We start from the raw sequence: 14,800 nt of genomic DNA, 5'->3' as shown, positions 1-14,800 counted from the left end.
CTAATTTCTTTGGTCGGAGAGCAGACAAGGGACAGTGTAATGTCCTCTTTGTGTGCTCAGACATAAAAATGGTATATAAAAAGGAGTTTCGAGGCAAGATGCCTTTCAACTCCAAATATCGTAGCGCCATAAAATCGAAAATGATTCTCGGCGCTTCGCTGAGGATCATTTTTTTGTCTGATTGGTCACGGCAGGCAGTCGCAAGCTTGATTTAAACGCATAAATATTCATCGCGTACCACCGATTTTATTGTGTTATTCATTGCTGGCCGGTATAATCGGTACTAGTGATTTTTGGAGGAGGCGAACGCATGGCGTCGGCATTTTACTACATCATTTTCAATCCGGCAGCCGGCTCTGGCAACGCTGTGGACACGCTAAAGGCAGTCCGCAAGGTCATGAACGATCGGCAGATCGACTATGAGGTGCGCGTCAGCCGGTACTCCGGCCACACGGTCCAGTTGGCCAAACAAATCGGCAGCTTCAACGACCATCCGGGCGCGGTCGTCTTAGTCATCGGCGGCGACGGCACGCTCAACCAGACCATTACGGGATTGAAAATGACGCGGCAGGCCGACCTTGCCGTTGGCTACATCCCCGCCGGCTCCGGCAACGATTTTGCGCGCGGCATTGGGCTGCCGGACGATCCCATGAAGGCGCTCGAATGCGTCCTAAGCACCGAAACGCCCCTTGTCCTGGACATTGGTCAATATGCTGAACAGACCCATCAGGAAAGCGGCTATTTCGTCAACAACATCGGCATCGGCTACGACGGCAACGTCATTGCCCGCAGCTCACACAGCCAAATCAAGACTTTTCTCAATCGGTTCCACCTGGGCAAGCTCTCCTACTTCATCACTGGTGTCATTGTGTTCTTCGCGCAAAAACCGTTTCCGGTGATCGTCTACGACCAGCAAGGCCGCATGGAAATCATTCAAGACGCCTTCCTCGTCGATGCCACCAACCATCCCTACTTCGGCGGCGGCATTCGCTTCATGCCCGGCGCCGTGCCAACAGACGGCCAGCTGGACTTGGTGTTGGTCGAGCATCCCAATTGGGTGGTGTTCTTGTTCTACCTGATTCAGCTGATCCGCGGCAAGGAAGCCAAGTACGACCGCATCCACCACTTCAAGGGCAATCACCTGCGCCTCGAAACCACCGAGCTTGAGGCCGGCCAAATGGACGGCGAGGAAATGGGTACCCGCCCCTTCGAGCTGGAATTCACCGTGGCCAAGCAAAACTTCTGGTTCAACCTATCAGAAAAAAAATAATCTCTTCGCCCAACGTGGCAAAGAGATTTTTTAATGGAGCGTCACTTTCTGCCCGCTGGTCGTGAGCACGCCTTCTGCCGTCAGCTTGGTGAACTGGCGGCTGAGCGTTTCCGGCGTCACGCTCAGCCAGGAAGCGAGGTCACGTTTGCTCATAGGCAGTTGCAGATGCCGCGTCCCCTGCTGCGCGCTGAGATCTTCCAGGTACTGCTGCAGGCGGGCCTGAGCGGTCAGGGTGCCGTAGCGGGCGCTGCGCGTTTCCAGCGCCGTCAGCCGCGTGCCAAACGCATTCAGCAGGCGCACTGCCAACTTGGGCGACTGCTCGAGCAGTGTTTCAAAATCCTGCCGCCTGATCGTGCAGACGAGGGAATCCTCAACTGCCACCGCCTCATTTTGATGAGTCTGCTCCGCAAACAACGCCGCCTCACTATCCACACTGTGCGGGCCAAGAAAGTAGAGCACCTTCTCTTGCCCGTCAGGTGTGGCCCGCATCACTTTCACGCGGCCGCGGTCGACCACCAGCAGCGCGGCCACCGGCGTCCCCGGTTCGTACAGCGCTGTCCCTTTGCCGACTGGCCGCTGGTGCGTTGAAATGGCTGCCAGCGCCTTCACCACGTCATCGTCCAGTCCGTTAAAAATCTCAGCCCCGCGCACGCATGCCACTGGATCATGCATCATGATGTCTCCTTTTTGGGTGGAATTGATATATGTCAATTACAAGTGTCCAAATACATTGTACACTAACGGTATCAAAATCAAAGGAGCAATTCATCATGGCAAATTATCACGCAGAAATCGTGGCCCTCAACGCTGACAAAATTGGGACCGCCGCGCACGGCACCGCGGACTTCACCCTGACTGACGAAACATTGACCATCACCATCGAGATGTTCGACACGCCGGCCAACACTGAACACTGGGAACATTTTCACGGCTTCCCGGACGGCAAGCAAGCCCTGGTCGCCGGCCCCGCGCAGGACGCAAACGGCGACCGTTTTATCGACCTGATGGAAACCGGCAGTGTCTCCGGCACCACCATGGTCCCGTTCGATGATGCGCCCGAAAACATGGACATCCCCCACGACCGCTACCCGGTCGCTGATGCCACCGGCCATTTTGCCTACACCAAAGTCGTGCCGCTGGCCGCCCTGCAAAACCACTTTGAGCAGGCGTTCGGCAGCCGCGACCTGCAGCTGGACAAGCGCGTCGTTTACATTCACGGGGTGCCGCAAAGCCTCGTTCTGCCTGCCACCGTCGCCGGCATGGTCGGCGATTTCGATCAGCACGTGACGCTGCCGATCGCCGCCGGTCAGATCAAGCGTGTTGACTAGCCTTAGCACCCGTTCAATGCCAACAAAAATGCCATTGCCTGAATAAAAAAGGCAATGGCATTTTTCTCATCGCCTCGTTGAGACGGTCAGAAGTAATCTGAGAAGTACGGCTCGTCGTTGGGAATGATGCGCTCCAGCTGCTTAATGGCCGCCTTGCTAGCTTCGATGCGCTCAATTTTGGCCAAGTACGACGGGCGGCGGTAACTCATCAGCATGGTCGTCAGCGTCTGAATGTCCAGCTTGACCGGGTCGCCCACCGGCCGATCGGTGACCTGCAGATGGCCGGCTTCGTCCCACCAGAGGCCGAAGACGCCGTTGTTCCAGTCGGCCAAGGGGTCTGACACGACGAAGTGCAGCGGCTTGTCCGCCTCTTCAAACGGGTACGACTTGAGGAACTGGGCCACGTCCACGATCCGCGCCATGAAGTACGGGTGGATGGTCTGGGTGATGTCACCATCGTCCAGCAGGAAGTGCAGCGGCTCGTTTTTGTAGATGTCGCCTTTGACGTGCTCCACCATGGAAAAATGCGCCGCGACAAAGTTCCACAGGCCGATGCGGGCCTCCTGGGTGTTGTAAACCATTTCCTTGATGTGGAACACCTCATCGGCAATCCAGTACAGGACGTACCCTTGCGGAATGTCATTGTCGTCGTAATAAACGCCGGCGATGCGCTCGTCCTCGTCCTCCCAGCGCCAGTATTCGTCCCAGTTGAGCTGGTTGCGGATCATCGCGCCGTGATTGTGCAAGGCGAACCGGTTGTAAATCTCGATCACGTCCGGGTCATCGATTTCCAGCCGCTCGACGTGGCCGGGCAGCGAGTTGTCGACCTTGGGCAGCTGGGTGTCCTTGACGTCGAAGGTCAGGTGATCGGACATGATCTCCCAGCCCTTTTTCCGGTAAAACGGGATGCTGTACGGATACAGGTACGAGATCCACTGGTGGTGGTCCCGCATGTGGGACAGGCCGATTTTGACCAGATCGTGCATCAGGCCGTGGCCGGCGTATTCCGGGTACGTCCCCACGCCGGTCAGCCCCGCCATGTCGTACAGCTGGCCGTGAATGTTGACGCGGCAGGGGTAAATCGCCAGCTGCGAGATCAGCTGATCGCCCTGCCACCAGCCGATGACGTCGGACTTTTCGAGCACTGGGCGCTTGGCCCGCTCGAGCTCGCCGTCCTCGTAGCCGGATTCCTCGACCTCTTTGGCTGTCACTTGAAACACGTAGGCTAATAAATCGTTGAACTGCTCGAGGTTAGCCGGGGTGACCGGCCTGATCTCAAGCTCGTCGCGGATGTCGTCTGCCATAAAAACTCCTTAGTGGCTTACTCAGCCTCCTGCGCTGCCAACAGCTTCGCCGGCGTCAGCCCATTTAACCCGATACGCGGGTCGATGGTCTGAGCTTGAATCAAAGCTTTGGTCAGGCGGTATTCTTTATTTGGATCAATTGCTTCACTATTTTCATTATCCGAAGCATCCGGCGCACTGTCAACCGCTGTGGAAGCAGGTGGTCGCGCCGCGGTCGCGGCAGGCGTGCTTGCGGCAAAAATGTCCGGCTGATCCTGCTTCATCACCTTGGCCAGCCGATCAACCAGCGCGGTTTTGCGGTTGTCGGCGACGGCTTCAACGGCCGTTTCAAAGGCCCGCGGGTCCCCCATCAGGATCAAGAAATCCCGCGCCCGCGTCACCGCCGTGTACAGCAGGTTCCGCCGCAGCATGCGCCGCGCGTTCAACGTCAGCGGCAGGATCACGACCGGGAATTCCGAACCCTGGGCCTTGTGGATCGAAGTCGCATAGGCCAGCGTGATTTTGGACCAGTCGCTGCGCTGATACTGCAGCTCGTTGCCGTCAAAATCAATCGTCAGCTCGTCAGTTTTGCTTTCGGCTTCCTTGGCCGCGGTGATGCCGGTGATGATGCCGAGCTCACCGTTGAACACATTCGCGTCTGGATTGTTGACCAGCTGCAGGACCTTATCGCCGATGCGGTACTTGACCGGACCAAACTCGACTTCCTTGGTGCGGTTGGATTTTTTCGGATTCAGTATGTCCTGAATCAGCGGGTTGAGCTGGTCGATGCCGGCCGGCCCGCGGTACATTGGGGCGAGGACCTGCACGTCCGCCTTGTCGAACTGGGTCGCGGCCTTGCCAACGACCTGGCCGACCACCCGCGCCAGCTGCTCCGGCGGGCAGAGAATGAACGAGCGGTCCTTCTTGCTTTGCTGCCAGTCTGCCGGCAGTCTGCCAGCATTGATCGCATGCGCCAGCGGAATGATGGACGAATCTTCGTCCTGGCGGTGAATGTGGCGCAGCTCCATGGCCGGTAATGTCTGGCTGCGAAGCAAGTCCGCAAACACCTGGCCCGGGCCCACCGATGGCAGCTGGTCTTTATCGCCGACCAGGATCACTTTGATGCCCGGGTGCAGCGCCGCCAGCAGCGTGCGGAACAGGTAGGTGTCGACCATCGACATTTCGTCGACGACCAGCAGCCCGTCCGGCAGGTCCTTGGGCTCGTACTCCTGCGCGTCGATGGCCAGTCCCAGCAGTCGGTGAATCGTCGATGCCGGCAAGCCGGTAGTTTCCATGATGCGCTTAGCGGCCCGGCCCGTTGGCGCCGCCAGCATCAGCGGAAACGGCTCATCTTTGTACGTGTTGATGTCCAGACTGAGCCCGTTCAGCTCGGCATACGCGCGCACGATGCCGTTGACCACGGTAGTTTTCCCGGTGCCTGGTCCCCCAGTGAGCAGGAAAATCTCGTTTTGCAGCGCCTGCTTAATGGCGGCGGTTTGCGTCTCGTCGTAGTGGATCCCCGCTTCTTTTTCGACGGTTTTAATGACCTTCGCCGCCGCTTTGTCGCTGGGCGGATCTTTGACCGGCTCCTTCAAGGTGGCCAGCCGCGTGGCGATTTCTCCTTCCGCGTCGTACAGCCGTTTAGGGAAAATGCGCTGACCGTCGGCGTACAGCTCGCCTTTTTCCGTCAGGGCCAAAATGGCCTTGCCCACCTGGTTGGCATCGATCTGCACGTTGCGGGCACTCTCCAGCACGCCAAGGGCCGAGTTGACGAGCACCGGCAGCGCGACGTACGTGTCGCCTTCGCCGTCGGTCAAGCGCTGGAGTTCGGCTAGCACCGCCCCGCCCAGCCGAATCTGGGAATCCGGCTCGATGTGCAGGTTGGCCGCGATGGCATCGGCGCGCTTAAAGCCGATGCCGTCGATGTCGGCAATCAGCTGGTAGGGGTTGTCCTTGATGACGTCCAGCGCATCGGTTTTGTATTTTTGGTAGATTTTGGCCGCCATGTTGGACGTGAAGCCAAAGTCGTTTAGGCCGATGATAACCTGCTCCATGCCAAGATTCAGCTGGAGGTTGTCGACCAAAGTGGCCCGTTTTTCGGCGTTCAGGCCAAGGGGCTTGAGGACATTTTCGTCCTTGAGGATCTTGTCGATGGCGCCGGTGCCCAAAGCATCGACAATTTTCTTGGCGGTGATGCTGCCGATGCCAGGAAAGCGGTCTGAGGCCAGGTAGTTGATCAGCCCCTGCTTAGAGGTCGGCTTGTCGACTTGATAGTTGTCGGCCGCAAACTGCAGCCCGTAGCGCGGATGGTTGACTACTTTGCCGACAAACGTATAAGTCTCGTCTTCCTTGATGTCACCAAAATTCCCGGTGACGGTGATCTCGTCATCGGGCCATTGAATATTTGTTTTGGTGATCGTCACCGCGACGATTTTGAAAAACGTGGTCGGGCTTTGGAAAATAATGCTTTTGACCCGGCCGCTGACGCTTTGCTGTGCATCTTCATTCATCGGCTTTACCCTGCGCCTTCAGGAATCCGGCAATGTCCCGGACCTGACCGGCCTGCTGATCATAGCCCTTAGGATCGAGCTTTTTCGCCTGGTCCAGGTACTGGCTGCCGTCTTCGTCTTGGCCGGTCAGTGCCATGCCGTAAGTGAACAGCACCCGTGCATTCTTGATCTGCAAAAATGGCGCCAGCAGCTTGGCGGCGTCCGCAAAGGCGCCAAGCCCCAGCAGCAGCTCCGCCGAAAGCAGCGCCGCGTCCACCTTTTCGGGCGCGGCGTCATGCGCGGTCAGCGCAAAGGCCAGCGCCTTTTGCACCTGACCGGCCTGCTGATAGCTGAGCGCCAGCATGTACTGCGCGTCCTGCTTGAGGGTGCCCTTCTTCGCAGTGGCCAGCTGACCGAAGTACTTGATTGCCAGCGTCGAATTCCCCTGGCTGAACGCTAAGAGGCCGGCGTCGTACGTCAGCTCGGCATCATTGGGGAAAAGCCCCAGCGCCTTGACGATCAGCTGGCTCGCCTCATCGTAGGCGTGGATGCCGATCAGCATGGTCGCCAGCACGGCGTAGCGCTTCGGGTCCGTCGGCTTTTCGTCAATGCGTTTGACGGCGGCCTGAATCGCTGCATCGTGGTCCCCTTGATTAAATTGTGCGGTCAATGACGCCATGGCTGGTGCCTCCTAAATCGTGTCGGTTGGATCAAGTTTCTTCGTGATGTAGTCCGTGTCATTCCAGCGCACCAGCTTGAACGGCAGCTGAGGCCCGTGCGCGTCAAGAATCGTGACGCTGCTGTTGGTCAGCCCGCCATCTTTGCGCATGTCCTTGATGGGGGTGCCAAGCAGGCTTTGAATCAGCGCCACCAGCGCCGCCCCGTGGCTGACAAACAGCAAGTTATCATCCGGCTGCGCTTGTTTGACGGCGGCGAGCACCACCGGCTGCATTCGCTGGATCAATTCTGGAAACGACTCGCCTTGAATTTTGGTCGGATCGTATTCGCCGGGGGCGTAGCGGAACGCGTGAAGCTCCGTGGGATATTTTTTCTCCACATCAGAAAAGCGCATGCCTTCCATGCGCCCGAGGTTGAACTCGCGCATCCCCACCGTGGTCGTCGTCGGAATGTCTTGACCAAGCTGCTTGATCAGATACTGCGCCGTTTTTTGCGCGCGCGGCAGCGGACTGATGTAGGCGTGGGCAAATTTGACCCCACGTACGGTCAGGTAGTTGGCCAACTGGCCGATTTCCTCATAGCTTTCCTTAAGCAGCGGCGAATCGCCGTTGGCCCCTTGGTAGCGCCCTTCCAGGTTCCACTCCGTCTTCCCGTGTCGAACAAAATATAACCGCGTCAATCTTGCTCCCCCTAATGGTCTTATATAGTTACTAATTATCGCGATTTAACGCGCCTAATTCAAGGGGGCTAAAACCATCAAACCTTTGGGTTCATCAAACAGGCCTTGTCCACGTCGATGGTGTGGCCTTCAAGCCCCAGCAGCATCATTTTGCGGTCGATGCCACCGGCGTACCCGACCAGTTCACCGTGCTTGCCGACCACGCGGTGGCACGGAACGACGATGCTGATGGGGTTGTGTCCTACAGCGTTGCCGATTGCACGCGGCGAGGTCGGCCGGCCAAGGGTTTCGCCCACTTGAGCGGCCAGCGCGCCATAGGTGGTCACTTCACCATAGGGGACCGTTAGCAAAGCCCGCGAAACAGTCTGACGAAACGTCGTCCCGGTCAGCTGGAGCGGCAGCGCCTTGGGATCAGGCCGGTCGCCGTCAAAATAGTCCTGCAACCACAGGCCAGTTTTGATCAGGACTGGTGTCACCTTGCGCGGCACCCGACCCAGGTCAAACTGCCCGCCAAAGTAGTCCTGGTCCTTGAACCAGATGCCCAGCAGGTGATCGTCGTCGGCCAGCAGGGTCAACTCACCGAATGGGGATTCATACGTGCTTTGTGCTTGCATCACGGCACCTCCAATTGCTTTTATTTTACCATACGAACACGTGTTCTGAACAGCGCACCAGCGCCTGGTGCCACGAAAAAACACTCCCACATTTGTGAGAGTGTCCAATCGTGCCTGATGCTTAAACGTACTGCAGAACCTTGGCGTCGTTGTACGCGACGTTGATGGTCCCGCCGCCGAAGCACTCGTCGCCGTCATAAAGGACAACGGCCTGGCCGGGAGTGATTGCCCGAACCGGGTGGTCGAACTCAATGCGGGCGTTGTCGCCGTCGAGGTGCACGGTGACGCCGACATCCTGCTGACGGTAGCGGAACTTCGCCGTGCAGTGGAAGTCAGTGGCCGGCGCTGCGCCGGTAAAGAAGTTCATGCCAGACGCGTCGAGGCTGGTCGCCATCAGGTGCGGGTTGTTGTAACCCTGGCCGACATAGAGAATGTTCTTCTCGATGTCCTTGCCAACCACAAACCACGGCTCGGAGTTCTCCGAGTTGCCGCCGATGCCAAGCCCCTGGCGCTGACCGATGGTGTAGTACATCAGGCCATCGTGCGTGCCCTTTTCCTCGCCATCATAGGTCATCATCTTGCCAGGCTGAGCCGGCAGATAAGTGCTGAGGAACTCCTTGAAGTTCTTCTCACCGATAAAGCAGATGCCCATGCTGTCCTTTTTGTGGGCAGTGGCCAGACCAGCCTTTTCGGCAATGGCCCGAACCTCGGACTTCTGCATGCCGCCGATGGGGAACATGGACTTCTTCAGCTGGGTCTGTGACAGCTGGCTGAGAAAGTACGTCTGGTCCTTGTTGGCATCGGCGCCGCGCAGCATGTGCACGGTACCGTTTGCGTCGGTGGTTAACTGGGCATAGTGGCCCATGGCAATGTAGTCAGCGTCTAGCTCCTCGGCGTAATCGAGAAACGCCTTGAACTTGATCTCTTTGTTGCACATTACGTCGGGATTCGGGGTGCGGCCGGCCTTGTACTCGTCCAGGAAATACTGGAACACGCGGTCCCAGTACTCCTTTTCGAAGTTGATGCCGTAGTAAGGAATGCCGATTTCGTCAGCCACCTTAGCCACGTCTGCATAGTCGGTCGTCGCGGTACAGACCCCGTTCTCGTCTGTATCGTCCCAATTTTTCATGAACACCCCGACGACGTCATACCCTTGCTGCTTAAGGAGAAGCGCCGACACGGACGAGTCCACGCCGCCGGACATCCCCACCACAACGCGGGTGTTGCTGTTGTCCAAAATGATCACCATCATTTCAATCAGATTCTGGAGTTATCCGATTTGAAGGTCGTCAATTCCAGTAAGGTTAATTATACCAGTGCAACCGGGAAAAACAACGCTTTCTGAAAGTAAGCAGCGGAAGTCTTTGCCGGCCTTACTTGCGAATGTAATCCGCTCGAACAATCGCCATGTAATCCGCCTCCTGCGCCGGTGAAAACATGATGCCGGCCTGCCGCATGGTCTTGCTGACGCCCAGCGACATGGTTTGTACCACGTAAGCGACCGCCGTGACCCCTTGGATCAAAAGCTGGTAATGTTGTTCCAGCACCGGCTGCAGACTGGCCGCCTGCTCCGCGGTCAAGCTGGCACTCAGACTGATCAGATTGGCCAAAATCTGACGGCGCAGTTCGTCAGAGGTCGCACCCCAGCTCACGCTTTTGCTCTGATTCCGCTGGCCGATCAGGGGCAGACGCTTCTTTTTAGGCTTCATCCCCACAAGCGCTTGCGGCGCCGCGCCGAGCACCCGACTCAGTTGGCCGAGTTGCCTGAGTGTCGGGACAACTTGCCCATTTTCCCACTGGTTTAACGTGTCAGGCGTGATCCCCAGCAACAGCGCAGTATCTTCCTGCGACTTTCCGCTTGCAGCGCGTGCGGCGGCCAGATCCTTACCCATTGCAAAAGCCATATCATTCTCCTCCGGCCTGCCACCACAGCGGGCCTGCTTGGTATCGTTGCAGCAAAACAACTGCATGGCACATACAATAACACTTTTTGACTGTTGCACTTGAACATGACGAAAGTGTTAGCTGCGCCACCGTCAGATTGCTCTGCCACTGCAGAAATAGACTCAGGAAGATAGCCCCGCCGATGGCTTATGGCACCCCTTTTGGCAAAATAGTGTTACGGTATTTTTGTAAGCGTATTAAAGAAAGGAAGCCTTTAGCATGACAGTTTTTGCGGCATTTTCTAACGACGAGATTCTCGCCGACCTGAGAGCCAATGTGACCGCCGGCAGCGTCATCACCGACCCGGCCACCTTGAAAAAGCAGTCCTTCTCCCCCAACCTGACTGACGATGATTCCGGGTTGGCCCTCGCCTTCATCGAGGCGCACAACACTGCCGACGTGCAAGGTGTGCTCAAAACCGCACGCAAGTATCACGTCCCAGTCGTCACCCAGAACCGGTTCACCAGTACCGTGATCGGGGCGGACGGCATCGCCGGCAGTTTCATTCTGTCCACCGCCGGCATGAACAAGATCAAGGAAATCAGCAAGGCCGACTCGCTGGCCGTGGTCGAGCCCGGGGTCATTAACGGCGACCTCGACAAAGCCGCTCGCGAGCAAGGCATGTTCTACGCGCCAGATCCTGGGTCCAAGCCGATTTCCGGCATCGGCGGCAACGTTGCGACCAACGCCGGCGGCATGAGCACCGTCAAGTACGGGGCAACCAAGGACAACGTGCTCGGCCTCAAAGTGGTGCTGGCAGACGGCCGCGAGTTGAAACTTGGCGGCCGCACGCTCAAGCAGGCGTTCGGCTACGATCTGACGCAACTGTTCGTCGGCTCGGAGGGCACGCTGGGCATCATCACCGAGATCACGGTCAAGTTGATGCCGATTCCACTTGGCACGCCGGTCATGGGTATGGCCTTTTTCGAGAACATGACCGCCTTGGCCGAGGCCGTCGCCGAGATCCGCATTTCGGGCGTCTACCCGACGATGCTCGAGGCGATGGATCACCCGACCATTCAGGCCATCGACCAGTACGACGGCACCGACTACAGCAAAGAATCCGGCGCGATGCTGATCTTCAAAATCGATAACGGCACCAAGCAGGCCATGGATGTGCTGAACGCCCTGCTGACCAAGCACGGAGCCCGCGACATCACGGTCACCGAGAAACCCGAGGAGCAGGCCCAGCTGGAAAAAGTCCGCCGCGACATGCTCCCAGCCATTTTCACCGGGCAAAACCACATCATGGAGGACATGGCGATGCCACTGTCCCAGCTGGCGCCAATGATGGACTACATCAAGCAGGTCGGCCAAGACCTCGGCCTGAAGATTTACACGGCCGGTCACGCCGGCGATGGCAACGTCCACCCGTCCATCGTCTGGCCGCTTGAGGAAAAAGGCGTCCCGGCCAAGGTCAGCCAGGCACTGTCCTTGATGTTCAAGAAGACGCTGGCGCTGGGCGGCACGATTTCCGGCGAGCACGCCGTCGGGATGCTGAAGAACCAGTGGAACAACGCCGAGCTCGGCGAAGACGTCGACATGCTCCAGCACCAAATCAAGGCGCTGCTGGATCCGATGAACCTGCTGAACCCGAAACGCAAGATCAACTAGCCGCCGATTGGACGCAAAAAGGCCGCTGCGATTTTATTTTCGCAGCGGCCTTATTTGTACGGTCATGCCTCTTCAAGCACCTGACGCTCGATCATGTTGTCGATAATGAAGTGATACTGCTCAACGTTATCGGCCGTCTTGTCAGTTTTGAAGATATTGATGGCCTTCAGTCCGTTGGCCGTGGTCACACCCATTTGGAACCCGGACAGGTCGGCCTTGAATGTCACCTTCAGCTTATTGGCCTGCGTGAACGGCGAGTTCGGATCCAGCGAACGCTCCAGCTGGAAATTGCCGTTTTTTGTTTTCACAAAGCCCAGATCCATCAGCGTGTAGCGCTTGATCTGCGGTGATATCTTGTAGGTTTTCGAATCGCCCAATGCGGAACCGGTTGCCTGTAATGCCATAACTCCCACTCCCTGTGCGCTCAGCGGCGCTTGTATTCGCTTTTATCTTACCATAATCGCATATCAGGCACCAAAGAATGCCGCACAATCATTGGCGGATCACGCCGCGGGGTGCAGCCAGTGCGTCAGACCGGTCAGCAGCACCCCGACCACCAGCGTTAGGGCAAACGCCAAGACAATCACGGGTAACTGGATCGCGGCAACCCCAAACCCGACCATTGCCAAAATGACGGTCACAACCGTATTTCCTCCAATCGCCCAATTGACCTGCTTGCTGGCGGCACTCGCCCAAAACGGCTTGGTCGTGCGGGTCATCAGGATGGTGAGCATCGCGCTGAACATCAGAAAACAGAACAGCGCAGTGCTGATCTGGCCCGCGGTTTGCCCCACGTGAATCAGCCACAGCAGCCAGCCAAACCCAGCAAGCGTCCACCCACCGGCGTAAAGACCGGCCGTTTTACTCAGCTTTTTCATGTCCCAGCGCTCGGGTTGATGGCTGATTTGCGCGTGGTCGGTGCCGAGCACCAGCGTGACCAAATCGTTGAGCAGCGCGACCAGGATCATCGCATTCAGGCTCAGCGGCAAAAAGCCGAAGATCAGGTAGCCAAAAGTCAGCAGAATGCTTAGCTGGGCCGCCCGCGACAGCTTGGTGATGGTCCAGGTCATCATGCGCTTATAAACGCGGTGACCACTATCAAGGACATTGGTGATCGAAGTGAGTCCAGGAGTCAGCAGCACCATCCGCGCCGACCGCTTGGCCAAATCCACCGCGGTGGCAACCGCAATGCCCAGGTCCGCCTGCTTCAACGCCGGCGCATCATTCACGCCGTCACCGGTCATCCCGACGATATAACCGGCCTTTTGAAAATTGGTCACCATGGCCAGTTTGTCCTCAGGGACGACATCGGCGATGCCGGCGAGGTCATCCAGCGGCTGGTGCGGTTTCAGCTCAGAGATAGAAATCACGCGGCCAGGCAAGCCGACCTTCTTGGCCACGGCCGCCGCCGTTTTCTGGTTGTCCCCAGTCAGCATCAGCACCTTGACGCCGCGGGCGCGGATCTCGGCGAGGGCTGCCGCGCTGTCCGCACGCGGCTGATCCTGCATGATGAACAACCCGACCATTTGCTTTTCCACTGCAATGGCGGTCGTTCGCCCCGCGGAAAAATCGACGGCTGCCGGCAGCGTAAATGGGGCCGTGAGTTTGGTCAGTTGCTTCAGGGAGCCCAGCCGCACCGTTTGCGTGCCAGCCTCAGTCGACACCTCAACTTGGGAGTAGCCGGTGCCGGAATCAAACGGTTGGAAGTGACTTTGAGCTAAAGCAGTGAGTTGTTTTTGTTTTGCATAATTTTGAACGGCCGCATCGATCACGCTGGGCTTGCGCTGATCCGTGGCGGTCAGCGCAAATTGCAGGACAGTCGTATCTGGCTGCGCCGACAAGTTGTAAAAGGCCACCACACTGGGCTTGTTGGCGGTAATGGTGCCAGTCTTGTCAATCAGCAGCACGTTCATGTTGGCCGCCTCTTGAATGCCGGTCAGGTCGCTGACCAGGACTTGTTGGCCGCTGAGCACCTTGGCCTCCACGGAGTTGGCTACGGCAAAACTAGAGGGCATGGCGATTGGAATCGTCGCGATCACCAGCATCGCCAAAAACGGCAGCAGCGCCAGCAAACTCTGCCCCCGCACCAGCGTCGCCACGACTAAAATGACGGCCAGGACTGCATCCACCGCGGCCAGGTAGCCGATAATTTTGCCCAGTAGTTGCTGCAGATGGCCAGGCGCCGAGCTTTTGTTGATGAGGCTGATGGTTTTGCCGGAGCGACTGGCCTTTCCGGTCGCCGTGACGCGGCCAACAGCGTGGCCCGCAGTCAGCTCTGTCCCGGCAAACGCGGCATCACCAACGCGCCGAGACACGCCTTTGGCCTCCCCTGTGATTGAGCTTTCATTGATGTCGGCGCTGCCTTGCAGCAACTCAACATCCGCCGGCACCAAATCGCCAGAAGTCAAACTGACCAAGTCGCCGACCACCAGCTCCCGCGCTGGCACCCGCCGCCACTGACCATCGCGCTTGACCGTCGCCGTCAGGGTCAGTTGGTCGGTGAGCCTGGACAGAATTTTGGTCGCTTTGCGATTCTGAACGGCGCCATTCACCGCGGCAAACAGCAGCATCACAATAATGAAGCCGGCCTGAATGCCCTTGCCAAGGATAATTTCCAGCAGCAGCGCGCCTTCCAGAATCCAGGCGGACGGTTCCCACAGGCGCTGCGCCACCGCTCGCGGAAAACTAAACGGCTTTTCGGCCACCTCGTTTGGGCCGTCCTTAGCTAGGCGAGACTGCGCTTCGACTTGTGTTAATCCAGAAAGGTGACTTTTTTCCTCTGCCAAACTGATTCCTCCTCAAGAAATCCCTTAGACACTACTTCCACTCTACGCTTTTGCCGCCAGCCGCTGAAAGCCCGGTGCGGCTTTTTTACCTTTCTTTCAATTGGACGCAAAAACA

At 57.8% G+C, this 14,800-nt stretch carries 13 protein-coding genes; 3 read left to right on the top strand and 10 right to left on the bottom strand.

From position 1 onward, the window contains the following. The first annotated feature begins 310 nt into the window (after positions 1-310). Positions 311-1,270 (top strand): diacylglycerol kinase family protein, encoded by a 960-nt coding sequence (locus JUE30_RS03345; protein WP_203623610.1) that lies wholly within the window; start codon positions 311-313, stop codon positions 1,268-1,270. A gap of 30 nt (positions 1,271-1,300) precedes the next feature. Here JUE30_RS03345 and JUE30_RS03340 read toward each other — a convergent pair whose 3' ends face one another. Then, complete coding sequence (locus JUE30_RS03340; protein ID WP_203623609.1) at positions 1,301-1,942, bottom strand: Crp/Fnr family transcriptional regulator; 642 nt, start codon at positions 1,940-1,942, stop codon at positions 1,301-1,303. 95 nt (positions 1,943-2,037) lie between these two features. Here JUE30_RS03340 and JUE30_RS03335 point away from each other — a divergent pair, with 95 nt between their 5' ends. Then, entirely contained in the window at positions 2,038-2,598 is a 561-nt protein-coding gene (locus JUE30_RS03335) for a hypothetical protein (RefSeq protein ID WP_203623611.1), read from the top strand. Positions 2,599-2,684: 86 nt separating this feature from the next. Here the strand turns inward: JUE30_RS03335 and eis are convergent, their stop codons facing one another. From eis to JUE30_RS03300, 7 genes are all read right to left on the bottom strand, one after another. Beyond that, positions 2,685-3,902, bottom strand: coding sequence for an enhanced intracellular survival protein Eis (gene eis / locus JUE30_RS03330; RefSeq protein WP_125755457.1), 1,218 nt, complete (start codon positions 3,900-3,902; stop codon positions 2,685-2,687). 17 nt (positions 3,903-3,919) lie between these two features. Beyond that, positions 3,920-6,391, bottom strand: coding sequence for an ATP-dependent RecD-like DNA helicase (locus tag JUE30_RS03325; protein ID WP_203623608.1), 2,472 nt, complete (start codon positions 6,389-6,391; stop codon positions 3,920-3,922). Further along, on the bottom strand, positions 6,384-7,049 hold the full coding sequence (locus JUE30_RS03320) for a tetratricopeptide repeat protein (RefSeq protein ID WP_203623607.1): 666 nt from the start codon (positions 7,047-7,049) through the stop codon (positions 6,384-6,386). Before JUE30_RS03320 ends, JUE30_RS03325 begins: the two co-directional genes overlap by 8 nt. A 12-nt stretch (positions 7,050-7,061) precedes the next feature. Next, a complete protein-coding gene (locus JUE30_RS03315; RefSeq protein ID WP_203623606.1) occupies positions 7,062-7,727 on the bottom strand; it encodes a histidine phosphatase family protein in 666 nt (221 codons plus the stop codon). Between the two features lie 77 nt (positions 7,728-7,804). After that, entirely contained in the window at positions 7,805-8,341 is a 537-nt protein-coding gene (locus JUE30_RS03310) for a methylated-DNA--[protein]-cysteine S-methyltransferase (protein ID WP_203623605.1), read from the bottom strand. A gap of 121 nt (positions 8,342-8,462) precedes the next feature. Beyond that, positions 8,463-9,581, bottom strand: a complete 1,119-nt coding sequence (gene mnmA / locus JUE30_RS03305) for a tRNA 2-thiouridine(34) synthase MnmA (protein ID WP_304599156.1) — start codon at positions 9,579-9,581, stop codon at positions 8,463-8,465. Between the two features lie 133 nt (positions 9,582-9,714). Continuing rightward, positions 9,715-10,245: a helix-turn-helix domain-containing protein gene (locus JUE30_RS03300; protein ID WP_203623603.1), complete on the bottom strand. Its 531-nt coding sequence runs from the start codon at positions 10,243-10,245 to the stop codon at positions 9,715-9,717. A 259-nt stretch (positions 10,246-10,504) separates the two neighbouring features. Here JUE30_RS03300 and JUE30_RS03295 point away from each other — a divergent pair, with 259 nt between their 5' ends. After that, the gene (locus JUE30_RS03295) at positions 10,505-11,899 is read left to right on the top strand and encodes an FAD-binding oxidoreductase (protein WP_203623602.1); all 1,395 of its coding nucleotides are present in this window, start codon (positions 10,505-10,507) and stop codon (positions 11,897-11,899) included. A gap of 62 nt (positions 11,900-11,961) precedes the next feature. On the opposite strand, the gene JUE30_RS03290 is transcribed toward JUE30_RS03295, so the two are convergent. Together JUE30_RS03290 and JUE30_RS03285 are read right to left on the bottom strand one after the other, a co-directional pair. Continuing rightward, positions 11,962-12,303, bottom strand: coding sequence for a DUF1831 domain-containing protein (locus tag JUE30_RS03290; RefSeq protein ID WP_203623601.1), 342 nt, complete (start codon positions 12,301-12,303; stop codon positions 11,962-11,964). 99 nt (positions 12,304-12,402) lie between these two features. Next, positions 12,403-14,685: an HAD-IC family P-type ATPase gene (locus JUE30_RS03285; RefSeq protein ID WP_203623600.1), complete on the bottom strand. Its 2,283-nt coding sequence runs from the start codon at positions 14,683-14,685 to the stop codon at positions 12,403-12,405. Positions 14,686-14,800 lie beyond the last annotated feature (115 nt).

The sequence above is a fragment of the Lacticaseibacillus sp. 866-1 genome (assembly GCF_016861825.1).
Lineage (GTDB): Bacteria > Bacillota > Bacilli > Lactobacillales > Lactobacillaceae > Lacticaseibacillus.
Note: the sequence above shows the minus strand (reverse complement) of the source record. Positions and strands in the feature narration are given on the sequence as shown.